Consider the following 25,345-nt stretch of genomic DNA (forward strand, 5'->3'; position numbering starts at 1 on the left):
TCGTCGTACGGGATCAGGAGGTCACCGCGGCCCCCAGCACGATCGGGGCGTCGGCGGGGAGGCCGGGCAGGGGGCGCGCCCGTCCGGTGACGGCGTCCACCCGGAAGAGGCCGAGGGGTTCGCCGCCGTCCCCGGCGCTCATCCTGACGACCACCTCGCGGGTGTCCAGCCAGCTCACCACCTCGGCGGTGGCGGGCCGCTCCGTCTCGGGGAGCGAGAGCCGCCTGAAGACCCGCCGCGACTCGGCGTCGATGACATGGAGGCGGTGGGGGTCCTCGCCCTTCCCCGCGACGATCGCGGCGGAGTACCTGCCGCTGGGAGAGTCTGCCCAGGTGCCGTACCTCTTGCCGAGCCAGGCGGCGGCCTTCTCGGTCGGAGGCAGCTGCTCCGCGGGCACGGACGTCAGGTCGCCGGTCGTGAAGTCGGTTCGCAGCCGCCGCTCGCCGAGCGTGACCGTGAAGTGGCGGCCGTTGGCGGAGACGCTCACCAGCGTGCCGTTCTCGGTGTCGGCGGAGGCGAGAACCGGCGACAGGTAGCGCTTCACCCCGCTGCCGAGGTCGTGGGCGACATAGCGGCGCTCCGCCGCGCTGAGGTAGGCGATGCGGCGCCCGTCGTGGCTGATGGCGGGAACCAGTCGGCGGTGCTCCCCGCCGCCGCCGCGCGCGAGGCGCTGAGCGGCGTCGGGGACGTTCAGCGTCGACTCGCAGGGATCTGCGCCCTCGCACGCGGGGAGGCCGGGAGTGGAGCTCTCAGAGCCGCCGGAGACCAGTTTCAGGGTCCAGCCCGCGCAGGTCACGTCGCCGGCCCGCGCCGGGGACGTGCCGTCCGCCTGGACGCCCTGGCCGGGACAGCGTCCCGGGATCGCGTAGCGGATCACCGAGGAGGTCCGCGGCGCCTGCCACGGTGCCGGGGTGGCGCTCGGCGCGGGGCTGGAGACCGCCCGTACCGGCTCCTGGGCCTGTGCGGCGTGCGGCCGGTTCCGCTCGCCCAGCGCCGAGTTCCACACCTCCGCGCGCTGGAGCATGACGAAGGCGGCGATCAGGCCGACCGGTACCAGCGCCGCCGCCACGGTGAGGAGGACCCCCCGGTTGCGGCGCCGCCTGAGCGTGCGCATGGACCGGGCGCTGAGGTCGGGGACGGACGCCTCGCCCGCCGCGGTGGACATCCTCTTGACGAGGCGGGCCCTGTCGCCCTTGGTGAGGGTGTCGACCGCCTCGGTGATCTCCGCCTGCACGGTCTCCTCAGGCATCCCGAGGGCGGCGGCCATCTCGGTGTGGCTCCTGCCGTCGTGCAGGCAGGCGACGGCGAGGAGGCGTTGCCGGGGAGGCAGCCGCACCAGAGCCGTCGGCCCGGCGGCGCTCGGCCGTGCCAGGAAGCGGCGGTAGAGCGCGATCTGGGCATGCGTGGTGGGGTTCTCCCACACCGGGGGCGGCCAGGAGAGGGCGACCGTCTGGAAGGAGCGCAGGGCGAGGCGGATGGCCTGCTCGTGGCTGCCGGTGAGAAGAAGGGCGGTGCCGACGAGGGAACGCTGATCGCGCTGGACGAACTCGCGATAACCGATATATCGGCGCATGGAAGTTTTTTGCTCCGGCTTGCCTGAGGGACGTACAACGGTAGCGATCTAAGCGGCTGGAGCGCCAGATTGGGGTGAATGTCGGAGATTGGGGGGTGAATGTGTCTGGCATCTCACCATGACGGGGGCTACGGGCATGGCCACGTTGTGGGAAAACTGAGGTCACGTCGGGATAACAAAGGGAGGGTATGGGTCATGGCGCCGTAAAGTTTGCCACGTCGGAGATTACGAGACCGTGGGGACGATGATGTCGGAGATCGCGCCACTGGAAGCGGGAGAGCCGCGCCAGCTCGGGCCGTTCCGCGTCGTCGGGAAGATCGGTGAGGGCGGGCAGGGCATCGTCTACCTCGGAATCAACGCCGCGGGGGAGCGGGCGGCGATCAAGCTGCTGCACGTGAAGTTCTCCGGCGACGCCACCGCCAGGTCCAGGTTCGCCAGGGAGGCGCGGGCGGCCCAGCGGGTCGCGTCCTTCTGCACGGCGGGAGTCCTGGACGCCGACCTCGAAGGCGACACCCCCTACATCGCGAGCGAGTACATCGAGGGCAGGTCGCTGCGCGAGGTGGTGGAGACCGACGGCCCCCTGCGGGGCGCCGCGCTGCAGCGGCTGGCGATCGGCACCGCCACCGCGCTCACCGCGATCCACCACGCCGCGATCGTGCACCGCGACTTCAAGCCGGACAACGTGCTCATCGCCGCCGACGGCCCGAGGGTCGTCGACTTCGGCATCGCCCGCATCCTCGACTCCACCGGCACGATCACCAGCCGGGCCATCGGCACCCCCGCCTACATGGCGCCCGAGCAGATCTCCGGCTCCGACGTCGGGCCGCACACCGACGTCTTCGCCTGGGGGGCGACCGTCGCGTTCGCCGCGACCGGCGAGACGATCTTCGAAGGGAGGTCGATCGCCGTGGTGCTCAACCGCATCCTCAACCACGAGGTCGACCTCGGCTCGCTGCCGCAGCCGCTGCGCGGTGTGGTCACCTCGGCGCTGGCCAAGTCACCCGCCGACCGGCCCTCGGCGGACCAGATCCTGCTTCGGATGCTCGGCCACCCCGAGACGGTGAACGCCTCGCCCGCGATCCTCACCCAGGGCGCCAAGGTCGCCGCCCCCGACGAGCTCCGCTCCCGGGTCCGGAACCGCGGCGAGTCCCAGGCCGGTGATCAGGGCCGCGACGGGTCCCGGCCCCGCGCCCCGGGCCAGGGTCCCGACGACGACGCGACCAGTCTCATGCGCACCCCGACCCACCGGACGAACGCCCCGGGTGAGCCGGTCCTTCCGTCCACCGGGTTCCGGATGGGAGACCCCGCCCAGGCCCCGCCCTTCCACCCCGGTCAGGAGGGCGCCGGTACGGAGGGGCAGGGAGGCCGGGCCGGACGGCCGGATCAGGGCGAACGCCGTGAGACCCCCGGCCGGGGCGACCTCCCGTCCTCGCGCGGTCCCGCGGAGAACCCGTCCCATCCCGACCGCCACCCTCCGGAGCGCCGTTCGCCGGGCTACCGGGAGTACCCGTCCTCTTCCGGCTACCGGGAGTACCCCTCGTCTCCCGGATACGGCGACAGCGTGGCCTCCCCGGAACAGACGGGGCAGGTGCCGCCGCCCAGCTGGCAGGTGTCCACGACCCTGGTCGGCGGGCCGGCGGCGCCGCGGCGCCCGCGTGGGAGGCGCTGGATCGCCGTCGGGGTGGCCGTGCTGCTGCTCGCGGGGGCGGCGCTCGCCGCGGTCCGCTGGTGGCCGGGCACCGTCTCCCAGGGCGGGCCGGAGCCGGCCGAGACCGGCCGCCCCTCGTACACCTCGGTGGTCGACAAGGCCGCCAAGACGGGCAGGCTCACCATCGGCGTGCGCGACTTCCTGCCCGGCATCGCGCTGAACAACGGCGGGAAGTGGGGCGGCTTCGAGATCGACCTGGCCCTTGAGATCGCCAAGGCGCTGGGGGTGCCGGAGAGCGGCGTCACCTTCAGGTCCACCGCCCGCGCGGAGCGGCCGAAGCTGCTGGCGGACGGTGACATCGACCTGGTCCTGGCGACCTACTCGATCAACGACACCGACGACGTCACCTTCGCGGGGCCCTACTACCTCGCCCATGTCGACGCCCTCGTCAAGGACGGCTCGCCGATCGTGACCGTGAAGGGCCTGGAGGGCAGCCGGATGTGCCAGCCGGCCGCCAGCGTCTCCGTGGCGGTGATCCAGGACGTGGTCGAGCGGCTCACCCTGGTCCCCGCCCAGACCTACTCCGAGTGCGTCGACAAGCTGCGGGCCGGTGAGATCGACGCGATTCCCGGCGACGACCTGCTGCTGGCCGGTTTCGGCAACCGGGAGACCATCCGCTACAAGCTGCTCGGCCTCAAGCTCACCGACGAGCGTTACGCGGTGGCCCTCAAGAAGGGCGACAGGCGCACCTGCGAGGCCGTCAGGGGGGCGATCGCCGCCCTCTACAAGGACGGCACGGTCCGCAGGCTGCTCGACAAGCACTTCTCCAGGGTCGAGTTCCCCGGACGGGAGAACGCCCGCCCCGCCATGGCCACCTGCGCCTAGGGGGTCGGCGGGGAGACTCGAAGGCCATCCGCCGGCGCCGCCGTGCCCGCCGGGGCGCCCGCCGCGCCGATCCCGCCGCGCGGAAGCCGGATGGGGCACTCGCCGGATGGTCGTCCAGCGCGGACGGGTAACATCCGAGCGTCACAATTCATCCTTCGAGTGGGGGAAGGTCATGGCCCAGACTCCCGTAAAGGTCACCGTCACCGGCGCCGCCGGTCAGATCGGCTACGCGCTGCTTTTCCGCATCGCCTCGGGCCAGCTGCTGGGCGCCGACGTCCCGGTCAAGCTGAGCCTCCTGGAGATCCCGCAGGCGGTCAAGGCCGCCGAGGGCACCGCGATGGAGCTCGACGACTGCGCGTTCCCGCTGCTGAGCGGCATCGAGGTCACCGATGACGCGAACGCGGCGTTCGACGGCACCAGCGTCGCCCTCCTGGTCGGCGCCCGCCCCCGGACCAAGGGCATGGAGCGCGGAGACCTCCTCCAGGCCAACGGCGGCATCTTCGGCCCGCAGGGCAAGGCGATCAACGACAACGCGGCGGACGACATCCGCGTGCTGGTGGTCGGCAACCCGGCCAACACCAACGCGCTCATCGCCCAGCAGCACGCCCCGGACGTCCCGGCCGAGCGCTTCACCGCGATGACCCGCCTCGACCACAACCGCGCGCTCTCCCAGCTCGCCGCCAAGCTCCAGGTCCCGGTCGGCGAGATCAAGAAGATGACCATCTGGGGCAACCACTCCGCCACCCAGTACCCCGACCTCTTCCACGCCGAGGTCGGTGGCAAGATCGCCGCCGAGCTGGTCGACGAGGCCTGGCTGCGCGACACCTTCATCCCCACCGTGGCCAAGCGCGGTGCCGCGATCATCGAGGCCCGTGGCGCGTCCTCGGCCGCCTCCGCCGCCAACGCGGCGATCGACCACGTCTTCGACTGGGTCAACGGCGCCGAGTGGACCTCGGCCGCGATCCCCTCCGACGGCTCGTACGGCGTGCCCGAGGGGCTCATCTCCTCCTTCCCGGTCGTCTCGCGCGACGGCAAGTGGGAGATCGTCCAGGGCCTGGAGATCGACGCCTTCTCCCGCGAGCGGATCGACGCCACGGTGCGCGAGCTTGAGGAGGAGCGCTCCGCGGTGCGTGAGCTCGGTCTCATCTGAGCCGACGTTCGAACGGGGCCCCGGCGTGCCGGGGCCCTTTCGCGTCCCAGGTCACCGGAGCGCGCCAGGCTTCCCGGCCGCGCGGACGGCGAACGGAAAAGGCGGCGTGTCGATCGTCGCGGAGCGGTGTGTCCCGGCGTTCAATGATCACCTATGGTCGGGGGATCGCTGTTCAGGGAGCACGTCGCGGTACGGGTCGTCGCAGGGGTGATCTGTCTCGTGCTCGCGACGGTACCCCGGGCGGCGTCGGCCTCGCCCGACGACGAGGGATGGGGCGGCGCCGACCTGTCGGTGCGGCTGACCGTCTCCCCGAAGCGCGCGCAACCGGGACAGCCGCTGACCTACCGCGCCGAGGTGCGCAACGCCGGTCCCGGAGACGCGGTGCTGCCGCTGCTCACAGTCCGGCTGCCCGACGGGGTGGAGGTGATCGGGGTCAACGTCGCCGAGTGCCTCCCCGGTGCCACCACCGGTGAGGTGGTCTGCGCCGCGACGAAGGACGTCCCCGCCGGACAGACCGGTGGGGTGACGATCAACGGGGTGGTCAGGCCCGGCGCGCGGGGCCCGCTGACGGCGAGCGCGTCGCTCTCCTCCGAGGTCGTGGACGACGACGAGACGAACAACCACTCCCGGACGCTGACCGAGGTGGACGACGGTACGGACCTCGCGGTCAGGCTCTCGCGCGGGGCGCGCGCGGGCCGTCTGGTCACTGTGTCCGCGGTGGTGCGCAACCGCGGGCCTCGGCGGGTCCACGACGCCGGGGTCTTCTTCGACACCGGCGGCGCGCGCCTCATGTCGGCGAGGGGCGCGCGGTGCGACCCCCATCCCGCCTACGTCGGCTGCAGGCTGCGTACGGTCGGCGCGGGCAGGAGGGTGAGTCTCGTGCTCGCCTTCGTGGCCCGCGGGCACGCGCCGCGGGCCGAGGCGACCGTCTACTCCCTGCGGCTGGGTGACCGTCGTCCGGCCAACAACACGGCCCGCTTCAGTCTGAGGTAGGCGTGGCCCTCCGACGTGGCGGGAGGCGGTCAGCCGTTCAGGGCGGCCCAGGCGTCGGCGACGACGTCACGGAGCGACGGGTGCTCCGGCTTCCAGCCGAGTTCGCGCCGGACCTTCTCGGAGGAGGCCACCAGCACGGCCGGGTCACCGGCACGGCGCTCGCGCACGACCGCGGGGATCTCGTGGCCGGTCACCTCGCGGCAGACCGACAGCACCTCGGAGACCGAGAAGCCGGTCCCGCTACCCAGGTTGTAGATCTTGTGCTCGCCCGGCGAGCAGGCGTCCAGCGCCAGCAGGTGGGCCCTGGCGAGGTCGGCCAGGTGGATGTAGTCGCGCACGCATGTGCCGTCGGGAGTCGGGTAGTCCGTGCCGAACAGGCTGACGGACTCGCGTCCGCCGAGCGGGACGGCGAGGATGTTAGGGATCAGGTGGGTTTCCGTGGTGTGACGCTCGCGGTAGACGTTGCCGTCCCCGGCGGTGTAGGCGCCGCCCACGTTGAAGTAGCGCAGGCTCACCGCGGCCAGGCCGTACAGTCCGGCGAACGCGCTCAGGGCGGTGTCGACCGCGAGTTTGGACGCGCCGTAGGGGTTGGTGGGCCGGGTCGGGTCGGTCTCCAGGATCGGGGAGCGCTCCGGCTCGCCGTACGTCGCGGCGGTGGAGGAGAAGACGATCCTGCCCACCCCGGCGCCCCGCATGGCGTCGAGCAGGGCCAGGGTGCCGCCGAGGTTGTGCGCCCAGTACAGGCCGGGCCGCTCCACGGACTCGCCGACCAGGGACTTCGCCGCGAAGTGCAGCACGCCGTCGATGCCGTCGAGCACCCCGGCGGCCTCGGTGATCGACCCCTCGACGAAGCGGGCGCCCGGTGGCACCGCGTCGGCGTGCCCGGTGGAGAGGTCGTCCAGCACGGTGACCTCGTGGCCCGCCTCGACGAGTTGTGCCGCCACGGCGCTGCCTATGTATCCGGCGCCTCCGGTGACGAGCAGCTTCACGGAGCCTCCTGTTTGATGTTGTTTGTACTTGTTTATTTTTGTAACTCTACGCCAGCATATGCTGGCACATCAAATATCGGCTACCGCCGGAACGGGCGACCGCCATGACGGAGACGATCTCGTGAACAGCGTCCTGGCGAACATCGCCCTGGTCATGCTCTTCGTACTGATCGGAGGCTTCTTCGCCGCGGCCGAGATGGCCATGGTCTCCCTCAGGGAGAGCCAGGTCAGGCGGCTCGGCACCCGGGGGCGCAGGGGGGCCAGGGCCGCCAGGCTCGCCCGGGACCCCAACCGCTTCCTGTCCGCGGTGCAGATCGGCGTCACCGTGGCGACCATGCTCTCGGCCGCCCTGGGGGCCGACACCCTGGCCAGGGACCTCATCCCGGTGGTGACGGGCTGGGGGGTGCCGGAGGCCGTGGCGAACCCGCTCGCCCTGGTACTGGTGACGCTGGTGATCTCGTACACCTCGCTGGTCCTCGGCGAGCTCGCGCCGAAAAGGATCGCCAGGCAGCGCGCCGAGGGGATCTCGCTGCTGGTCGCGCCGTTCCTCGACAGGATGGCCGCGCTCTCGCGGCCGATCATCTGGGCGCTGTCCAAGTCCACCGACGGCGTGGTGAGGCTGCTCGGCGGCGACCCGGGCACCGACCGCGAGGAGATCTCCACGGAGGAACTGCGCGAGATGGTGGTGGGCCACCAGGAGCTCACCGACGACGAGCGCCACCTGATCGGCGAGGTCTTCGCGGCGGGCAAGCGGCAGCTCCGCGAGGTGATGCTGCCACGCACCGAGGTGGAGTTCATGGCCGCCGACACGCGGCTGGCCGAGGCGGCGATCCTGGCCGCGGCCATGCCGCACTCCCGCTTCCCCGTCTACCGCGACTCCTACGATGACATCGTGGGCTTCGTCCACATCCGTGACCTGCTCGACCCGGTGCTGACCGGCTCCATCGAGCCGATCAGCGAGCTGGTGCCGATCCGCCCGGTCAAGCTGGTCCCCACCAGCAAGCGGGTGATGGCCACGCTGTCGGAGATGCGCAGGGAGGGACACCACCTGGCGATCGTGGTCGACGAGTACGGCGGCACCGCGGGCATCGTCACCCTGGAGGACCTGGTCGAGGAGCTGATCGGCGACATCCGCGACGAGCACGACGTGGCGGACGAGCACGTCGCGCTGCCCGCGGGGGAGGTCGAGCTCGACGGGCTGGCCAATCTCGACGAGGTGGCGGCCGAGAGCGGGATCCGCCTGGCCGACGGCCCGTACGAGACCCTCGGCGGGTTCGTCATGTCGAGACTAGGCCACCTGCCCGCGCTCGGGGAGCGGGTGGAGATCCCCGGATTCGAGTTGAAGGTCACCGACATGGACGGCCGCAGGGTCGCCAGGGTCAGGATCAAGCGGAGCACTTCGCGGACCGAGGCACCGACCACTCCCGACAGCTGACAGAATTGGTGGCTATGGCCAGCCCTCGCGTCCTGTCGGGAATCCAGCCCACCGCCGACTCCTTCCACCTGGGAAACTACCTCGGCGCGGTGCGGCAGTACGTCGCGATGCAGGAGGGCTACGACGCCTTCTACTGCGTCGTCGACCTGCACGCGATCACGGTGGACTACCGGCCGGAAGAGCTGCGCAGGCGCTCCAGGATCGCCGCCGCCCAGCTCTTCGCCGCCGGTCTCGACCCTGAGCGGTCCACGGTCTTCGTGCAGAGCCACGTGCGCGAGCACACCGAGCTGGCCTGGGTGCTGATCTGCCTCACCGGCATGGGCGAGGCGGGGCGGATGACCCAGTTCAAGGACAAGTCGGCCAAGCACGGCGAGAGCTCGGCCAGCGTGGGCCTGTTCACCTACCCGGTCCTGCAGGCCGCCGACATCCTGCTCTACCAGGCCAACAAGGTTCCGGTCGGCGCCGACCAGAAGCAGCACCTGGAGCTCACCCGCGACCTCGCGCAGCGCTTCAACCACCGCTTCGGCGAGACCTTCACGGTGCCCGAGCCGCACATCGTCAAGGGGGTCGAGAAGATCACCGACCTCCAGGAGCCGACGGCGAAGATGTCGAAGTCCTCCTCCTCGCCCGCCGGCATCCTCGACCTGCTGGAGCAGCCGGGGCCGCTCCGCAAGAAGGTCATGCGCGCGGTCACCGACACCGGTTCCGAGGTCCTCGCCGACGACGACAACAAGCCGGGCATCACCAACCTGCTGCGTATCCAGTCCGCGCTGAGCGGGACTCCCATCGGTGAGCTGGAGGCCCGCTACGTCGGGCAGGGGTACGGCACCTTCAAGAAGGATGTCGCCGAGCTCGTGGTCGACACCTTCACCCCGATCCGCGAGCGGACCGAGAAGCTGCTCGCCGACGAGACCGAGCTCGACAGGATGCTCGCCGTCGGGGCCGCGCGGGCCCGCGCGGTGGCCGCCGAGACCATGGCCAAGGTCCGCGACCGGGTGGGCTTCCTGCCCACCCCGTGACCCTCCGGGTACGCACGGCTGCTTTTTCACCGCCGTCCACGATCGGGGCGGCGGTGACTGGGTAGAGGGCGCACGTGGCGAGTGTGATGGAACGTGTGCAAGCGGGTCGTGAACGGTTCAGAGCGGTGCTGGGCGCGGCCCGGATCAGGTGGCCCTGGTTCGACCATCTGGTCAGGACCTTCCAGCGATACCAGATCCAGTCCGGAGACCGGCTCGCCGGAGCGGTCAGCTACTTCGCCTTCCTGTCGTTCTTCCCCATCATCGCGCTGGCCTTCGCGGTGTTCGGCTACTTCCTGTCCATCAGGCCCGACGCCACCGCGACCCTGCGGGAGGCGATCAACCAGTACCTGCCGGGTCTCGCCGACAAGCTGCCGATCCAGGAGATCGCCGGCTCGCGGGCGAGCGCGGGTGTCATCGGCCTGATCGGGTTGCTCTACGCCGGGCTCGGCGCGATCGACGCCCTGCGTGGCGCGCTGCGCGAGATCTCCATGACGACCGAGCCGCCGCTCAACTTCTTCCTGGCCAAGCTCAGGGACACGGCGGCGCTCGTCCTCGTCGGCACCACCATGGTCCTCTCGGTGCTGATCGGCGGCTTCGCCACCCAGGCCAGCGGGACCGTGGCCGAATGGGTGGGCCTGTCGGAGTCGGTGATCGGCACGGTCACGATCCGGCTGGTGGGCGTGGCGGTCAGCGTGCTCGCCGACGTGGTCGTCTTCCTGATCATCCTGCGCTGGCTGGGGCGTTCCAGGCAGCCGTTCCGGGTGCTGCTGCGCGGCGCGCTGTTCGGCGCGGTCGGCTTCGCCCTGCTCAAGCAGCTCGCGGCGCTGCTCCTGGGGCACACCCTGAACAATCCCGTCTACGGGGCGTTCGCCGTGGTGGTCGGCCTGCTGGTGTGGATCAACCTCTCGGCCCGGGTCATCATGTACGCCGCCGCCTGGACCGCGACGGCCTCCCTCGGCCCCCCGCCCTATCCCACTCCGGTTCCCGCCAACGCCATCCCCACCTGACGGCCGGCCACCGTCCGGGTGCCGCCCTTGATTCGCTCTACCTAATATCATGCTTTCCGATATATGCTGCGAGGCATGACTCCAAGGGCGATGACGGAGCCGGCCTTCCTCATCCTCACCGCGCTGGTCGATGCGCCGTGTCACGGCTACGGCATCGTGCGGGAGGTCGAGCAACTGTCCGGCGGGCGGGTCCGGCTCAAGGTCGGCACGCTGTACGGGGTGCTCGACCGGCTGGCGGGCGACGGGCTGGTGGCTCTCGACCGCGAGGAGGTCCAGCAGGGGCGGCTACGCCGTTACTACCGGCTCACCGACGCGGGGTCGCGGACGCTGGAGGCCGAGGCCGTCCGGCTCGCGGACAACGCCAGGACCGCGGTCGACCGCCTCCGTGCCAGGCGTGGACGTCCGTCCACGGCGGGCGGGCCGGCGTAAGACCGAGTGTGTTCCGGGTGCGCCTGATGAACTCGTGAGGACCGGCGAGAGGACGATTCCACCTATGAACGAGCAGAGCGATGCCCAGGCCGCCTCCGGGGCGGATCGACGGCCTGGCGATGACCCGCGCCGGGGCGATGCGCCGATGAGCCTGCTGGAGGAGCGCTACCGCTACTGGCTGCGCCTGCTGCCCGCCTCCTACCGCGCCGAGCGCGAGGAGGAGATGGTCGCCGTCTTCCTGGAGGGGTCGCCGGACGCCTCCGACGCGGACGGGCCCCGGCCCCGCTGGTCGGAGATCGCCAGCGTGGCCGCGCTGGCGGTCCGGGTCCGTCTCGGCGGTGCGGGCGCGGCGCCGAGATCCCTCTCGTGGGGCGAGACGGTCCGCCTGGTGGCTCTGCTGGGGCTGCTCTTCCAGGCCTTCCTCGCGGTCCTGGACGTCGTGGCCGCCTTGAACACGTACGGGGTGATCGGTACCGTCCACCCCTCGCTCGCCCAGGCGGCAGGACCCCTCGGGTCGTTCGAGCGGCTCGCGAACATTCTGAGAAGCCTGGCCGGAGCCGTCTGGATCGCGCCCTTCGCCGCACTCGTCCTCGGCCATGTGCGCACGGCCAAGGCGCTGGCACTCCTCGCCTTCGTGCCGGAACTCCACGTCTTGACGAGTTCGGTGGGGGGCACGTTCGAGGCACTGGCCGGGCTGCTGAGCCCGGTGGTCGTGCTGTCGGCTCTGTGGACCGGCTTTCACCGTGACGCCCGGCCGGCCCGCCGCCCCCTGTGGCTGCTCGTCCCTCCCCTCGCCGCCGGTATCGCGGTCAGTGCGCTGTTCCGGCTGGTGGCGTCCCCGGACCTGCCCGCCTGGTGGTGGCCGTGGCTCGACCTCCTCGGTCTGGCGAGCACGCTGATCCTGGGTGCGGGCGTCGGCTACGTGTGCGTGCACATCCGTTCTCCCGCCCGGCGCACGCCCTCGTGGCCACTGGCCCTGGCGATCCTGGCGGTGCCGGTGCTCTGCGCCCGCCTCGCCAGGCTTGAGCACGGCTTCGACGCCGCCGACGAGGTGAGCCGGACCATCATGCTCGGTACGCTCGGCCAGACGGCGGCGCTCCTGCTCGTCGCCCTGGTGCTCGCCGCCCTGGGATTCAGGGCACTGCCCGCCGCCGGAGGCCCGTCGCCAGAGCCTCCCCGGACGGCGTACCCGTGATCCTGGTCGTGTGCCGCGGAACGCGCCTCAGCGGAAGCGCCTGCGCAAGCCGTACACCAGCCAGACCAGGCCGCCGAGCAGGCCCGCGCCGAGGACGTAGTAGCCGATCGGGACGCCCTCGTCGGCGGGTCTGGCGGCCGCGGCGGGGTTCCGTCCGGAGCCCGGTGTGGGGACTGCGGGAGGCGCCGAGGCGGTCGGTGGAGCGGGCAGCGGGGTGGGCTCGGGGATCGGGTCGACCAGCTGTCCGACCGGGGTGGCCCTGCCGCGGTTGGCGAAGCCCCAGTCGAGCAGGTCGGCGACCTCCTCCCAGAAGTAGCCGTCGTGGCGCATGATCGACACGATGATCGTGTGACCGTTGCGCTTGGCCGCGCCGACGAAGCTGCCCAGGGCCTTGGAGGTCCAGCCGTTCTTGACGCCGATCATGCCCTTGTAGCGCCAGAGCAGCTTGTTGTGGTTGCCGATCTCGTAGTAGCCCTTGGGTGCTGGGAACTTGTCAGTCTTTGTGCTGATATATCGCCGAAAATCGGCGTTGGCCAGGCCGGCGCGGGCGATCAGTGCCAGGTCGTACGCCGAACTGCTCTGGCCGGGCTTGTCCAGCCCGCTGGGGGTCTTGGCCACCGTGTCGAAAGCCTGCAGACGCTTGGCCTCGGCGTTCATGTCCGCCAGGGTCGCGGCCAGGCCGCCGTTGGCCTCGGCCAGCGCCATCGCGCAGTCGTTGCCCGAGACCAGCATCAGCGCCTTGAACAGGTCGTCGACGGTGTAGAGGGGCTTGGTGACCAGGCCGACCGCGCTGCCCTCCTCGTTCACGGCGCGGGCACTCGGCCTGATCTTCCGCTTCTTGTCCAGCTTCGGGATCAGGGTGAGCGCGGTCAGCGCCTTCAGCGTGCTCGCCGGCAGGTAGCGCCCGTGGGCGTCCTTGGCCGCCAGCACCGCGCCGGTCTCGGCGTCGGCGATCACGTACGCCTTCGCGGCGGTCTTCGGCGGGGCCTTCACGCCCGGAGGGACGATGAGGCCCCGCTCGCCGAGCCGGGAGCCGCCGACCGGCTCCCTCTCGCCCCGCGCGTGCGGGCCCAGCGAACCGGTGCCCGACGGCCACCCCCCGAGGTCGTTAAGGAGATCCGCGCCACGCGGACCGGCCGGTGAACCGGTCGCGGACACGCCCGCGGTCCTGGCCTGAGCGGGTGCGCCGAGAAAGGTGGTCGCCGCGAGCAGCACCCCGACGGGCGCGAGATGTTTGATCCCCATGATGATCTCAGGGTAGCTTCGTGCCGGTTCGCATAGAGTTAGAGGTGCCCTGACCAGGTACGGGCCACTCGGCGGGATACTGACATCATGCAAATATCACGAAAGATCGCCGCTTTTCTGATCGGCCTTGCCGCTTTCATGATCTTCGAATGGATCAACCTTGGCTTCAACCTCGCGGACGGCCACCCGACGGCCTTCTACGTGGTCCACGGAATCCTGATCGCCGTCAACATCGTGCTCGCGATCGTGCTCGGCGTGATCGGCCTACGCGGTTGGTCGCAGCGTGAGCAGGGTTCTTCGGTGTAGCTCCGCGGCCTCCTCGGCGGAGTCGCCGATGCTGGTGAAGCCCAGCTTGCCGAACTCCGTGACCGCGCCCAGCAGGTGCAGCACGTTCCCGGTGCGGCTCTCGCGGTCGAAGCCGAGACCCGCGTCGTGGACCAGCTTGACGACCTCTCCGGGGGTGCGGCCCTTCAGCGCGGGGGAGGCGCAGTTGTCGGTCGCCACGTAGTACTTCGGCCGCCCGTCGCGCATCAGCGTGCCGGTGCCGGGGTCGTACGACGCGCCGGTGGTCAGGATCGCGGCGCCGAGCGGGTGGGTGGTGCCGCCGATGCGCAGGTTGATCTCACACAGCAGCGTCCGGTAGCCGCCGTCGGTCTTGACGGCGAAGAAGTCGACGCCGAACAGTCCCACCACGCCGCGCTCCGCCAGGACCCCGGCGATCCGCTCGGTGTACGCGCCCAGCTCGGCGCGGTACTCCCGCCGGGCGGGGAAGCTGCAGCCCTGGTAGACATCCCCGTTGGGGCCGCCGAGGACCTGCTCGTGGGTGGCGACCACGTCGTAGCCGCCGCCGGGGGTGATCCTGGCCAGCGCGCTGGGGGAGCACAGCGGCCGGTCCTCGATGAACTCCTCGATCACCGCCCCCCGCTCGGCGATCTTCTCGGCGAACGTCGTCCAGTTCTCGTCGGAGGCGGAGAAGCTCGTGGGGCAGGAGACGAGCGGCCGGTCGTCCTTGGTCACGATGGCGTTGCCGAGTCCCGAGTAGCTGTTGTTGAGCTTGACCATCAGCTTGGTCGTGGGGCTCATCGCACGGGCGGCGTGCTCCACCTCGGTCAGCGAGCGCAGGTCGCCGAAGCCCCTGACCGTCGGCACCCCGGCCTCGTCGCCGATCGCGCGTCCACCGCTCTTGGACCCCAGGTGGGCCAGGGAGGTGGCCGGGCCGTACACCGGCAGGGAGAACAGCTCGGCGAGGCGCTCCTCGTACTCGCTCACCACGAACGGCACCATCCAGGCGCCGCCGTCCTCGCGGGTCTTCCGGCGGTTCCCGAGCGCGGCGCGGACCCGCTCGATCACGTCCGGGCGGCGCAGCAGCGCCTCGCTGAGCGGGTGCGTGTCGGGATCATCCAAACTGATCATTTGCAGGCGGGTGCGGGCCTCGTCCGGATCGTCGAGGAAGCTCAGGTAGTAGTCCACGACCGCGTCGTTCACCGGCATCGAGGTGAGGTAGACGACCTCGACCTTCAGCTCTCTCAGGGTGAGGAGCAGGAAGAGCAGTCGTTCCTCGTAGCAGAGGGCTCCGGTGATCCTGCGCAGTTCATCCTGGGGAAGCGACAACGAGGGGAGGACCACCAGCATGCCCTCGTCCGGTTCAAATATGCTCAAACGCGACTGCCTCTCCCCGAATGGGATGTTAGCGATCATGTGAGGAGTGAAACATGCATTCATCCCATTTGCATCACTCCGCCGGGTTCGATGACCGGCACCGGAGGTCAGGTAAATTGCCAGGTCGGCGATGTTTGGAAGTGGCTCCGGGCTGTCATCCCCCGGCCGGGCCGTCACCCCACATGACTACCGTCCCGTAGTCAATACGAGTCATCCCGTCTGGTTCTCTCGGGGGAGAAGGTGTACGAGTGAGGTATGGGGTGGCAAAACATTTGGCGTGGATGTCGGCGAGTTGCTCGCGGGGCGAGATAAAGTCGTTGTCATCGCCAATGCGACGGCTGCCCCGGACCACAGGCTCGCAGCTCCCGCGTCGGCGTCGACCAGCCTGTGCTGACACGGCCCGTGAGACCCACTCCGGCCCGTCGGTGTGGCGATCACTTTTTTCGAGACTGCCTCATGGTTTTCGAGATCCTGGGCAGTGGCACGGTGCGTCGAGGATGAAGGACCGCCGGCGCGGAATAGGACGGTGAACAATGCGGGGGCGTAATTTGCGGGGAGAACTCGACACGTTCCTCGCCGGTCGCGAGCAGGAATTGATCAACTTCCGTCGAGACCTGCACATGCATCCCGAGCTCGCGTTCGCCGAATACCGCACGACGCAGCGCGTCGCCGAGCGCCTGACCGCCGCGGGGCTGGTCCCCTCGGTGCTGCCGCGCGGCACCGGCCTGCTCTGTGACGTCGGCAGCGGTGACGGCCCCACCGTGGCGTTGCGGGCCGACATCGACGCGCTGCCGGTGCCGGACGAGAAGGACGTCCCCTACAGCTCGACGGTCCCCGGCGTGTGCCACGCCTGCGGCCACGACGTGCACACCGCGGTCCTGCTCGGCACCTCGCTCTTCCTCGCCCAGCAGGCCGAGGCCGGCCTGCTGCCCGGCAGGGTCAGGTTGATCTTCCAGCCCGCCGAGGAGCTTCCCGGCGGTGCGCTCGAGGTCATGGCCTCCGGCGGCATCAGCGGTGTCGACCGCATCTTCGGCCTGCACTGTGACCCCCGGCTGGACGTCGGCAGGGTCGGTCTCAAAGCCGGTCCCATCACCTCGGCCTGTGACAAGGTGACGATCCGGGTGAGCGGTCCCGGCGGGCACACCGCCAGGCCGCACCTCACCGCCGACCTCGTCTTCGCGCTCGCCAAGATCCTCACCGAGCTGCCCGCCGCGCTCTCCCGCCGGATCGACCCCCGCTCCTCGCTCAGCCTGGTCTGGGGCCGGGTGGAGGCGGGCTCGGTGGCCAACGCCATCCCGGACGACGGTGTCGCCGAGGGCACGGTGCGCTGCCTGGACGAGGCGGCCTGGCACGCGGCCCCCGACATGATCAAGTCGCTGCTGGAGTCGGTCGCGGGCGCGTACGGCGTCGAGGCCGAGATGGAGTACACGCGCGGCGTGCCGCCGGTGGTCAACGACAAGATCAGCGTGCAGATGCTGGCCGAGGCCGCGGAGGGCGTGCTCGGTGAGGGCTCCTCCGGGCCGACGGAGCAGAGCCTGGGGGGTGAGGACTTCGGCTGGTACTTGGAGTCCATCCCCGGCGCGTTCGCCAGGCTCGGCACCCGCGAGCCGGGAACGGCGCACCTGGCGGACATCCACCAGGGCACCTTCGACGTGGACGAGAGTGCCATCGGCATCGGGGTGCGGTTCCTCGCGGCGACCGCGCTGACCGCACTCTGGGAGGGGCAGCGCCCCGTCGCGGGCGAGGCCCTGATGGCGCTGAGGGCCGACAACTGACGCGTCCCCGGGGTGCAGTTGCCCGAAAAATCCTGACATACCCCGAGGAAACGGCCGACGATCTGGAGAGAAAGAGCGTCGGTCCAAGGGGCGACACGTGGCGGGCGGCCTTCAAGGCTACCCGTAAGTAGCTCCACCGGGTCCGGTGTGTCACAAGGTGGCCTGAGCTGCATAACGGACCTGTTTCGGACTCGTGTACCGGTTTGGTCAACCCTGGCGGACCAACTATCTTCCGTGCAGGGTTGCCGTGCGTCTCTTCGCGCGTGCACTGAAACGCGAAGGGAGTCCATCTTGCTTCAGAACCGATTCGGCAAGCTGGCCGCGACCGCACTGGCGGGCAGCATGCTCATGGGAGCTGCCGCATGTGGTGGAAGCGAGGAAGCGACCACGTCGGCTCAGCCGAGCGAGGCCGCCAGCAGCGCGGCGCCGGCCGCGACGGGACCCAAGGTCGGTCTCGCGTACGACATCGGCGGGCGTGGCGACCAGTCGTTCAACGACTCCGCGGCGGCCGGCCTCGACAAGGCCAAGGCCGAACTGGGGCTGACCGATACCAACGAGCTGGAGGCCGGTGCCGGCGAGACCGAGGCGGCCAAGGAGGAGCGGCTCCGCCTGCTCGCGGACGGCGGCTTCAACCCGATCATCGCCGTGGGCTTCGCCTACTCCGGCCCGGTGAAGAAGGTCGCGTCCGAATTCCCCGACGTCAAGTTCGCGATCGTCGACGACGGCGCGGCGCTCGCCCCCAACATCTCCAACCTGCTCTTCGCCGAGAACGAGGGCTCCTTCCTGGTCGGCGCCGCCGCGGCGCTGAAGAGCAAGAAGAACCACGTGGGCTTCGTCGGCGGCGTCCAGGTGCCGCTGATCAACAAGTTCGAGGCCGGGTTCGCCGCGGGCGCCAAGGCGGTCAAGTCGGACGTGAAGGTCGAGGTCAAGTACCTCACCCAGCCGCCGGACTTCAGCGGCTTCAACGACCCGGCCAAGGGCAAGACCGCGGCCGAGGGCATGTTCGACGCGGGCGCCGACGTGGTCTACCACGCCGCGGGTGGCTCCGGTGGCGGCGTGTTCGAGGCGGCCAAGGCCGCCAAGGGCCTGGCCATCGGCGTCGACTCCGACCAGGCGAAGACCGCCGCCCCCGAGCTGCAGAGCGTCATCATGACGTCCATGCTCAAGAAGGTCGACGTCGCCGTCTTCGACTTCCTGAAGAGCTTCACCACCAACTCCGTGAAGTCGGGCGTCACGACGTACGACCTCAAGGCCAATGGCGTCGACTACTCCACCACCGGTGGCCAGGTCGACGACATCAAGGCCAAGCTCGACGAGTACAAGCAGAAGATCATCTCCGGCGAGATCACCGTGCCGGACAAGGCCTCCTGACCTGGTATCAATGAGGGGCCCGGCGGACATTTCCCCCGGGCTCCTCGTCCTACGCTCATCATCACGTTCCGTATCGGGCATCCGTACGGAGGAGGCCGTCATCAGCACCCCGGCACCGGCCGTCGAACTCGAGGGGATCACGAAACGATTCCCCGGCGTCGTCGCCAACCGCGACATCTCTCTCTCCGTGCGGCAGGGACACGTGCACGCCGTCGTCGGAGAGAACGGCGCGGGCAAGTCCACCCTCATGAAGATCCTTTACGGCATGCAGCGCCCGGACGAGGGCCAGATCCGCGTCAACGGCAAGGACGTGAGCTTCCGCTCGCCCGGCGAGGCGATCGCGGTGGGGATCGGCATGGTCCACCAGCACTTCATGCTGGCCGACAACCTGACCGTGCTGGAGAACGTGGTCCTCGGCAGCGAGCCCCGCAGGGGCGGGGTCGCCATCGACTTCGGCGCCGCGAGAAAGCGGATCAAGGAGATCTCCGACTCGTACGGCCTCGGCATCGAACCCGACGTCACCGTCGAGGACCTGGGCGTAGGCGCGCGCCAGCGGGTGGAGATCCTGAAGGTCCTCTACCGCGGCGCGCGGATCCTCATCCTGGACGAGCCGACCGCCGTACTGGTGCCGCAGGAGGTCGAGGAGCTCTTCGCCAACCTGCGCGAGCTGGTCCGCGAGGGCCTCACCATCATCTTCATCTCCCACAAGCTGGACGAGGTGCTCTCGGTCGCCGACGCCATCACGGTCATCCGGCGTGGCACGACCGTGGCCAGCGTGGATCCCAAGGACGTGACCGCCAGGCAACTGGCCGAGCTCATGGTCGGCAGCGAGCTGCCCAGCCCGGAGACCCGCGAGTCCACCGTCACCGACGTGGTGGCGCTGTCGGTGCGCGGCCTGACCGTCCGCTCGGGGGACGACCGCCGTGTTGTGGACGACGTCGGCTTCGAGATCCGCAAGGGCGAGGTGCTCGGCATCGCCGGGGTCGAGGGCAACGGCCAGGCCGAGCTGGTCGAGGCCATCATGGGCATGCGCGCGGCCGGGGGCGAGATCCGCCTCGGTGAGCACGACATCTCCACCTGGACGACGCTGCGCCGCCGCGAGGCGGGCATCGGCTACATCCCTGAGGACCGCCACCGGCACGGCCTACTGCTGGAGGCCCCGCTCTGGGAGAATCGCATCCTCGGCCACCAGACCCGGCGGCCCAACGTGAAGGGCCCCTGGATCGACCGCGCGGGAGCGCGCGAGGACACCCGGCGCATCGTCGAGGAGTACGACGTCCGGACCCCGGGCATCGACGTGGACGCCTCGGCCCTGTCCGGCGGCAACCAGCAGAAACTGATCGTCGGCCGGGAGATGAGCGGGGAGCCCGTCTTCCTGATCGCGTCCCACCCGACGCGCGGCGTCGACGTGGGCGCGCAGGCCGCGATCTGGGACCACCTGCGCGCGGCGCGTGCCGCGGGCCTGGCGGTCCTGCTGATCTCGGCCGACCTCGACGAGCTCATCGGCCTATCGGACACCCTCAAGGTGATCCTGCGCGGCCGGATCGTCGCCGAGGTCGACCCCAAGGACGTGACACCCGAGCAGCTCGGTTCGGCCATGACGGGTGCTGGAGAGGCGGCATGAACATCCACATAGCGCACACGTCCCCTGGGACGCGCGGATGAGCCAGGAAAAATCCACCTTCGCCGACCGGCTGCTCGGACGGGTCTCGCCGACGGGGCTGCTCTCGCTCGCCGCCCCGCTCGTGGCCATCGTGTTCGCCGCGCTGATCACCATGGTCATCCTGGCGATCACCGGTGCCCCGCCGCTCGACACGCTGGTCGTCATGGGCGAGTACGGCATCCGGCCGCGCTCGATCGTGCTGACCCTGAACGCCGCGACGTACTACTACCTGTCCGCGCTCGCGGTGGCGATCGGGTTCAGGATGAACCTCTTCAACATCGGCGTCGACGGCCAGTACCGCCTGGCAGCACTCACCGCCGCAGCTGTCGGCGGTGCGGTCACCCTGCCCGCTCCGCTGCACGTCGCGCTGATCATCTTCGTCGCCGTGCTGGTCGGCGCCGGATGGGCCGCGATCGCCGGGCTGCTCAAGGTGCGGCGCGGGGTCAGCGAGGTCATCTCCACGATCATGCTGAACGCCATCGCGACCTCGCTCGGCGCCTGGCTGCTCAACAAGGAGCGCCTCGCGGTCGAGGTCGCGGGCAGCAACAACATCGGGACCAGCCCGATCGGCCCCTCCGGCCAGGTGCCCGGTCTGGAGATCATCTCCGGCACCCAGACGAAGGTGTTCGGCCTGATCGTCCTGTCGGTCGTGATGGGCGTCCTCTACCACGTGGTGATCAACAGGACCCGCTTCGGTTTCGACCTGCGCGCCACCGGCCGCTCGGAGTCGGCCGCGGTGGCCAGCGGCGTCAACGTCAAGCGGATGATCCTCATCTCGATGATCCTGTCCGGAGGGGTGGCGGGCCTGGTCGGCATGCCGCAGCTGCTCGGTGCCTCCTACAGCTACAGCCTGGACTTCCCCACCGGACTCGGCTTCACCGGCATCGCGATCGCGCTGCTCGGCCGCAACCACCCGGTCGGCATCGTGTTCGGCGCCCTGCTGTGGGCCTTCCTCGACACCTCTGCGGGCATCCTGCAGATCAAGAAGATCTCCCCGGACATCGTCACCATCATGCAGGGCACGATCGTGCTCTCGGTGATCATCGCCTACGAACTGGTCCACCGCTACCAGATCTCCGCCGAGCAGCGCCGGGTGAGTCGCCAACTGGCGAGCACCACCCCAGCCAGGGAAGGAACACCGGCATGAGCCAGGGCGCCCTCATCACGCCGGAGGCTCCCTTCCTGGAGCCGAAGACCCCCGCCCGCAGGTTCAGGGTCACCTGGCAGGTCCTGCTACTCGCCCTCGGCGCGCTGGTCCTGCTGCTGTCGTTCGCCCGGGCCGTCACCGGCGCCGTCGACCTCACCTCGGCGGGCGCGATCAACGCGTCCGTCGCGCTGGCCATCCCCATCGGCCTGGCCGGTCTGGGCGGACTGTGGGCCGAGCGGGCCGGAGTGGTCAACATCGGCCTCGAAGGCATGATGATCCTGGGCACCTGGTGCGGCGCCTGGGGCGCGCTTCAGTTCGGCAACCCGTGGGCGGGCGTCGTCGCGGGCGCGATCGGCGGGGCCCTGGGCGGCCTGCTGCACGCGATCGCCACCGTGACGTTCGGCGTCGACCACATCATCTCGGGTGTCGCGATCAACATCCTGGGCTTGGGCGTCACCCAGTTCCTGTCCAAGGTCACCTTCGCCGAGATGCCGGGCGGCGGTGACTCCCAGTCGCCTCCTGTGCCCAAGCCCGGCGTGGTGAGCGTGCCGTGGATCGGAGATCCGCTCAGGACGCTGGAGGCCAAGCAGTGGTTCCTGTTGTCGGACGTGGCAGGCATCCTGCGCGGCCTGACCACGAACGTCTCGCTGCTGACGATCCTGGCGATCCTGCTCGTCCCGCTCTCGTACTACCTGCTCTGGCGTACGGCGTTCGGCCTACGCCTGCGCTCCTGCGGGGAGAGTCCGGTGGCCGCGGAGTCGCTGGGTGTCAACGTCTACACCTACAAGTACATCGCGGTGCTCGTCTCCGGTGCCCTGGCGGGCCTGGGCGGCGCGTTCCTGGCCCAGGTGGCGGCCAGCGCCTATCGCGAGGGGCAGACCGGCGGGCGCGGCTTCATCGGCCTCGCCGCCATGATCTTCGGTAACTGGCGGCCCGGCGGGCTGGCCGGTGGCGCCGTGCTGTTCGGCTACACCGACGCGCTCCAGCTCCGCAGGGGTGGCGAGTCGGTGCACGCGTTGCTGCTCGTGGTGGCGATCCTGATCGCCGCCGTGGCCGTCTACCAGTTGGTACGGCAGAACCGGACCCGGGCGGCGCTGATCACCGGGGTCGCGGCGGTCGCCGTGTTCGTCGTGTTCGCGCTGACCGACACCGTCCCCTCGGAGTTCACCTCGGTCACCCCGCACATCACCACGTTGCTGGTGCTGTCGCTGGCCGCGCAACGGCTCCGCCCGCCTGCCGCCAACGGTGCGCCGTACCGTAGGGGACAGGGTAAGTGACCATCACGTGCATCTCACGAGTGGACCTGATCTGATGAGCATCGACTGGGCGGCTCTCAAGGCCGAGGCCGTGCGGGCCATGGGGCATGCCTACGCCCCCTACTCGAAGTTCCCGGTCGGCGCCGCCGCCCTGGTGGACGACGGGCGGATCGTGTCCGGCTGCAACGTCGAGAACGCCTCCTACGGCATCGGGCTGTGCGCCGAGTGCGGGCTGGTCTCCGCGCTCCAGGCCACCGGCGGTGGCCGCCTGGTCGCGTTCACCTGCGTCGACGGGCACGAGGAACTGCTCATGCCGTGCGGCAGGTGCCGCCAGCTGCTGTACGAGTTCGGCGGTCCCGAGCTGCTGCTGGAGACCGTCGACGGCCCGAAGCCGATGTCGGAGATCCTGCCGTACGCCTTCGGGCCCGAGAACCTGAGCCGGGGGGCCTGAGCATGGACGCGGTCAACGTCATCGTCACCAAGCGGGACGGCGGCGAGCTGTCGGCCGAGCAGATCGACTGGGTGATCGACGCCTACACCAAGGGCGTCGTCGCCGACGAGCAGATGTCCGCGCTCGCGATGGCGATCCTGCTCAACGGCATGAACCGGCGGGAGATCGCCGAGTGGACCCAGGCCATGATCCGTTCCGGGGCGCGGATGGACTGGTCGGCGCTGCCGGGCGCCACCACGGACAAGCACTCCACCGGCGGCGTCGGTGACAAGATCACGCTGCCGCTGGCGCCGCTGGTCGCCGCGTGCGGCGGTTACGTTCCCCAGCTGTCCGGCCGGGGGCTCGGCCACACCGGCGGCACCCTGGACAAGCTGGAGTCCATCCCCGGCTGGCAGGCGTCCCTGTCCAACGAGGGGATGCTCGACGTGCTAGGCAAGGCCGGCGCGGTCATCTGCGCGGCGGGCGACGGACTCGCCCCGGCCGACAAGAAGCTGTACGCGCTCCGCGACGTCACCGGCACGGTCGAGTCGATCCCGCTGATCGCCTCCTCGATCATGTCGAAGAAGATCGCCGAGGGCACCGGCGCGCTGGTGCTGGACGTCAAGGTCGGCTCCGGGGCCTTCATGAAGACCCCCGAGCGGGCCCGCGAGCTGGCCGAGACCATGGTCGCGCTGGGCACCGACGCCGGAGTCGACACGGTCGCGCTGCTGACCGCCATGGACCGGCCGCTGGGCCTGGCCGTGGGCAACGCGCTGGAGGTCACCGAGTCGGTCGAGGTGCTCGCCGGCGGCGGCCCCGCCGACGTGGTCGAGCTGACCGTACGGCTGGCGCGGGAGATGCTGGCGGCGGCGGGCCTGTCCGGTGGCAAGGACCCGGAGCGGGCCCTCGCGGACGGCTCGGCGATGGACGCCTGGCGCCGGATGATCTCCGCCCAGGGCGGCGACCCGGACGCCCCGCTGCCCGTGGCCGCCGAGACCATGGAGATCACCGCGCCCGCGTCCGGCGTGCTGTCCAGGCTCGACGCGTACGGCGTGGGCCTGGCGGCCTGGCGGCTCGGCGCGGGCCGGGAGCGCAAGGAGGACCCGGTGTCGTTCGGCGCGGGCATCGTGCTGCACGCCAAGCCGGGCGACCCGGTCCGCGAGGGGCAGCCGCTGATGACGCTGCACGCGGACGAGACCTCCCGCTTCGAGCGGGCGCTCGCCGCGCTGGAGGGCGCCTACACCGTAGGGGAGAGCGTCGGGGCGGACCTGCTCCCGCTGGTGATCGACCGCATCACGGCCTGACCCGGCGGGAGCGGGCCGCCGCACGGCCCAGGGCGGATCGGTACGGCTGGCGCTGAGGCGTAAGGACCGGTGCCGAGGGGGCGTCCGCACGGCGCAGGTGTGCCGTGCGGGGTCCGCGGCGCCGGTCTCGACGACCCTCCGGACCGGGCCGGGCGGCGAATCGCCGCCGGTCCGGTCGTGATCGCGGTGCTTGACTCGTCCTTCGACAGGCTGTCACGATCGGGCCGGGGCCCAGGCGCACGGCGGAGGGCGAACCTCTCCGGAGAGCCGGGCATCTAACGGGGCAGGAGGCTCATCTTGACATCCTCCCCCTCGTAAACGAGGGGGATTCCCGCGGTCACCCGTGAGGGTTCCTGCTTCACCGCCGGTTGCCCGCCCGAGAGGACTCTCGTTGAGGTCTTACACCAGCTCCACAGGCGTTTTACCTCTCCGCCAGCCCGGCGGCGAGGATGTTCTTCGCGGCGTTGACATCCCGGTCATGGGCGGCACCACAGGCACACACCCACGTCCGCACGCCCAACGGCATGGACCGCTGGATCGTGCCGCACGCCGAGCACAGCTTCGAACTGGGAAACCAGCGGTCCACCGCTACCAGCGTGCGCCCGTACCACCGCGCCTTGTACTCCAGCATGGAGCGCAACTCCCGCCAGGACGCATCGGAGATGGAGCGGGCCACAGAGCGGTTCTTGACCATGTTGCGGACGGTCAGGTCTTCCACGGCGATCACTTGGTTCTCGCGAACAAGCCGTGTCGTGACCTTGTGCAGGTGATCCCTTCTGCGGTCGGCGATCCGGGCGTACACCCTGGCGGCCTTCAGCCTCGCCTTGGCCCGGTTGTTCGAGCCCTTCTCCGTGCGGGCCAGCGCCCGCTGGGCCTTGGCCAGCCTGCGCCGGTCGGCCCGCTCGTGACGCGGGTTGACGATCTTCTCCCCGGTCGACAGCGTCGCCAGGGCGGTGATGCCCGCGTCCACCCCCACGTTCCGCTCGACCGGCGGCAGAGGGCTGATCTTCTCCTCGACCAGCAGGGAGGCGAACCAGCGGCCCGCCGCGTCCCTGCTCACGGTGACCGTGGAGGGCCGCGCGCCCTCGGGCAGCGGACGCGACCACACGATGGCCAGCGGCGCGTCCATCTTCGCCAGCGTCAGTGCACCATCACGCCAGCGAAACGCCGAG

21 protein-coding genes are annotated in these 25,345 nt (G+C 70.4%); 16 read left to right on the top strand and 5 right to left on the bottom strand.

Annotated features, from left to right (window positions below):
• Positions 1-13: 13 nt before the first annotated feature.
• The gene (locus tag AB0J58_RS02885) at positions 14-1,573 is read right to left on the bottom strand and encodes a hypothetical protein (protein ID WP_364209349.1); all 1,560 of its coding nucleotides are present in this window, start codon (positions 1,571-1,573) and stop codon (positions 14-16) included.
• A 244-nt stretch (positions 1,574-1,817) separates the two neighbouring features.
• Between AB0J58_RS02885 and AB0J58_RS02890 the strand changes: the two genes are divergently transcribed.
• From AB0J58_RS02890 to AB0J58_RS02900, 3 genes are all read left to right on the top strand, one after another.
• Complete coding sequence (locus AB0J58_RS02890) at positions 1,818-4,106, top strand: transporter substrate-binding domain-containing protein (RefSeq protein WP_364209352.1); 2,289 nt, start codon at positions 1,818-1,820, stop codon at positions 4,104-4,106.
• Positions 4,107-4,278: 172 nt separating this feature from the next.
• Complete coding sequence (locus AB0J58_RS02895) at positions 4,279-5,256, top strand: malate dehydrogenase (RefSeq protein ID WP_343968038.1); 978 nt, start codon at positions 4,279-4,281, stop codon at positions 5,254-5,256.
• A gap of 153 nt (positions 5,257-5,409) precedes the next feature.
• Entirely contained in the window at positions 5,410-6,249 is an 840-nt protein-coding gene (locus AB0J58_RS02900) for a hypothetical protein (protein ID WP_364209355.1), read from the top strand.
• A 29-nt stretch (positions 6,250-6,278) separates the two neighbouring features.
• On the opposite strand, the gene galE is transcribed toward AB0J58_RS02900, so the two are convergent.
• Entirely contained in the window at positions 6,279-7,238 is a 960-nt protein-coding gene (galE, locus tag AB0J58_RS02905) for a UDP-glucose 4-epimerase GalE (protein WP_343968033.1), read from the bottom strand.
• Between the two features lie 121 nt (positions 7,239-7,359).
• Between galE and AB0J58_RS02910 the strand changes: the two genes are divergently transcribed.
• The 5 genes from AB0J58_RS02910 to AB0J58_RS02930 all read left to right on the top strand — a co-directional run bounded on the left by AB0J58_RS02910 (position 7,360) and on the right by AB0J58_RS02930 (position 12,323).
• Positions 7,360-8,673, top strand: a complete 1,314-nt coding sequence (locus tag AB0J58_RS02910; protein ID WP_343968030.1) for a hemolysin family protein — start codon at positions 7,360-7,362, stop codon at positions 8,671-8,673.
• Positions 8,674-8,687: 14 nt separating this feature from the next.
• Positions 8,688-9,692: a tryptophan--tRNA ligase gene (gene trpS, locus AB0J58_RS02915; protein WP_364209358.1), complete on the top strand. Its 1,005-nt coding sequence runs from the start codon at positions 8,688-8,690 to the stop codon at positions 9,690-9,692.
• A gap of 86 nt (positions 9,693-9,778) precedes the next feature.
• Positions 9,779-10,699 (top strand): YihY/virulence factor BrkB family protein, encoded by a 921-nt coding sequence (locus tag AB0J58_RS02920; RefSeq protein WP_364209361.1) that lies wholly within the window; start codon positions 9,779-9,781, stop codon positions 10,697-10,699.
• Positions 10,700-10,774: 75 nt separating this feature from the next.
• A complete protein-coding gene (locus tag AB0J58_RS02925; protein ID WP_364209364.1) occupies positions 10,775-11,128 on the top strand; it encodes a PadR family transcriptional regulator in 354 nt (117 codons plus the stop codon).
• Positions 11,129-11,192: 64 nt separating this feature from the next.
• Entirely contained in the window at positions 11,193-12,323 is a 1,131-nt protein-coding gene (locus AB0J58_RS02930; protein ID WP_364209367.1) for a hypothetical protein, read from the top strand.
• Positions 12,324-12,350: 27 nt separating this feature from the next.
• Here AB0J58_RS02930 and AB0J58_RS02935 read toward each other — a convergent pair whose 3' ends face one another.
• Complete coding sequence (locus tag AB0J58_RS02935; protein WP_364209370.1) at positions 12,351-13,568, bottom strand: D-alanyl-D-alanine carboxypeptidase; 1,218 nt, start codon at positions 13,566-13,568, stop codon at positions 12,351-12,353.
• A gap of 87 nt (positions 13,569-13,655) precedes the next feature.
• Here AB0J58_RS02935 and AB0J58_RS02940 point away from each other — a divergent pair, with 87 nt between their 5' ends.
• A complete protein-coding gene (locus AB0J58_RS02940; protein ID WP_030912524.1) occupies positions 13,656-13,874 on the top strand; it encodes an SCO4848 family membrane protein in 219 nt (72 codons plus the stop codon).
• On the opposite strand, the gene AB0J58_RS02945 is transcribed toward AB0J58_RS02940, so the two are convergent.
• Positions 13,833-15,227, bottom strand: coding sequence for a peptide ligase PGM1-related protein (locus AB0J58_RS02945; protein WP_364209373.1), 1,395 nt, complete (start codon positions 15,225-15,227; stop codon positions 13,833-13,835). The genes AB0J58_RS02940 and AB0J58_RS02945 overlap by 42 nt on opposite strands.
• A gap of 533 nt (positions 15,228-15,760) precedes the next feature.
• Between AB0J58_RS02945 and AB0J58_RS02950 the strand changes: the two genes are divergently transcribed.
• The 7 genes from AB0J58_RS02950 to AB0J58_RS02980 all read left to right on the top strand — a co-directional run bounded on the left by AB0J58_RS02950 (position 15,761) and on the right by AB0J58_RS02980 (position 24,173).
• Positions 15,761-17,002, top strand: a complete 1,242-nt coding sequence (locus AB0J58_RS02950; protein WP_364209376.1) for a M20 family metallopeptidase — start codon at positions 15,761-15,763, stop codon at positions 17,000-17,002.
• Positions 17,003-17,293: 291 nt separating this feature from the next.
• Positions 17,294-18,373 (top strand): BMP family ABC transporter substrate-binding protein, encoded by a 1,080-nt coding sequence (locus AB0J58_RS02955; protein WP_364209379.1) that lies wholly within the window; start codon positions 17,294-17,296, stop codon positions 18,371-18,373.
• Positions 18,374-18,473: 100 nt separating this feature from the next.
• Entirely contained in the window at positions 18,474-19,997 is a 1,524-nt protein-coding gene (locus AB0J58_RS02960; RefSeq protein WP_364209406.1) for an ABC transporter ATP-binding protein, read from the top strand.
• A 37-nt stretch (positions 19,998-20,034) separates the two neighbouring features.
• Positions 20,035-21,183, top strand: coding sequence for an ABC transporter permease (locus tag AB0J58_RS02965; protein ID WP_364209382.1), 1,149 nt, complete (start codon positions 20,035-20,037; stop codon positions 21,181-21,183).
• The gene (locus AB0J58_RS02970; RefSeq protein ID WP_364209385.1) at positions 21,180-22,460 is read left to right on the top strand and encodes an ABC transporter permease; all 1,281 of its coding nucleotides are present in this window, start codon (positions 21,180-21,182) and stop codon (positions 22,458-22,460) included. Before AB0J58_RS02965 ends, AB0J58_RS02970 begins: the two co-directional genes overlap by 4 nt.
• Positions 22,461-22,467: 7 nt before the next feature.
• Positions 22,468-22,890 (top strand): cytidine deaminase, encoded by a 423-nt coding sequence (locus AB0J58_RS02975; RefSeq protein WP_364209388.1) that lies wholly within the window; start codon positions 22,468-22,470, stop codon positions 22,888-22,890.
• A gap of 2 nt (positions 22,891-22,892) precedes the next feature.
• Positions 22,893-24,173, top strand: coding sequence for a thymidine phosphorylase (locus AB0J58_RS02980; RefSeq protein ID WP_364209391.1), 1,281 nt, complete (start codon positions 22,893-22,895; stop codon positions 24,171-24,173).
• Positions 24,174-24,594: 421 nt separating this feature from the next.
• On the opposite strand, the gene AB0J58_RS02985 is transcribed toward AB0J58_RS02980, so the two are convergent.
• Positions 24,595-25,345: RNA-guided endonuclease TnpB family protein (locus AB0J58_RS02985; RefSeq protein ID WP_364209394.1), on the bottom strand; the 751-nt coding region annotated here is incomplete at its 5' end.

Source organism: Streptosporangium sp. NPDC049644, assembly GCF_040675205.1.
GTDB lineage: Bacteria > Actinomycetota > Actinomycetes > Streptosporangiales > Streptosporangiaceae > Streptosporangium > Streptosporangium fukuiense.

Bases quoted from the DNA above. Each gene is read 5' to 3' on its own strand.
- AB0J58_RS02890 (WP_364209352.1), top strand. From the start codon at position 1,818: ATGATGTCGGAGATCGCGCCACTGGAAGCGGGAGAGCCGCGCCAGCTC.
- trpS (WP_364209358.1), top strand. From the start codon at position 8,688: ATGGCCAGCCCTCGCGTCCTGTCGGGAATCCAGCCCACCGCCGACTCC.
- AB0J58_RS02965 (WP_364209382.1), top strand. From the start codon at position 20,035: ATGAGCCAGGAAAAATCCACCTTCGCCGACCGGCTGCTCGGACGGGTC.
- AB0J58_RS02940 (WP_030912524.1), top strand. From the start codon at position 13,656: ATGCAAATATCACGAAAGATCGCCGCTTTTCTGATCGGCCTTGCCGCT.
- AB0J58_RS02950 (WP_364209376.1), top strand. From the start codon at position 15,761: ATGCGGGGGCGTAATTTGCGGGGAGAACTCGACACGTTCCTCGCCGGT.
- AB0J58_RS02900 (WP_364209355.1), top strand. From the start codon at position 5,410: ATGGTCGGGGGATCGCTGTTCAGGGAGCACGTCGCGGTACGGGTCGTC.
- AB0J58_RS02925 (WP_364209364.1), top strand. From the start codon at position 10,775: ATGACTCCAAGGGCGATGACGGAGCCGGCCTTCCTCATCCTCACCGCG.
- AB0J58_RS02885 (WP_364209349.1), bottom strand. From the start codon at position 1,573: ATGCGCCGATATATCGGTTATCGCGAGTTCGTCCAGCGCGATCAGCGT.
- AB0J58_RS02970 (WP_364209385.1), top strand. From the start codon at position 21,180: ATGAGCCAGGGCGCCCTCATCACGCCGGAGGCTCCCTTCCTGGAGCCG.
- AB0J58_RS02895 (WP_343968038.1), top strand. From the start codon at position 4,279: ATGGCCCAGACTCCCGTAAAGGTCACCGTCACCGGCGCCGCCGGTCAG.
- AB0J58_RS02920 (WP_364209361.1), top strand. From the start codon at position 9,779: ATGGAACGTGTGCAAGCGGGTCGTGAACGGTTCAGAGCGGTGCTGGGC.
- AB0J58_RS02935 (WP_364209370.1), bottom strand. From the start codon at position 13,568: ATGGGGATCAAACATCTCGCGCCCGTCGGGGTGCTGCTCGCGGCGACC.
- AB0J58_RS02980 (WP_364209391.1), top strand. From the start codon at position 22,893: ATGGACGCGGTCAACGTCATCGTCACCAAGCGGGACGGCGGCGAGCTG.
- AB0J58_RS02930 (WP_364209367.1), top strand. From the start codon at position 11,193: ATGAACGAGCAGAGCGATGCCCAGGCCGCCTCCGGGGCGGATCGACGG.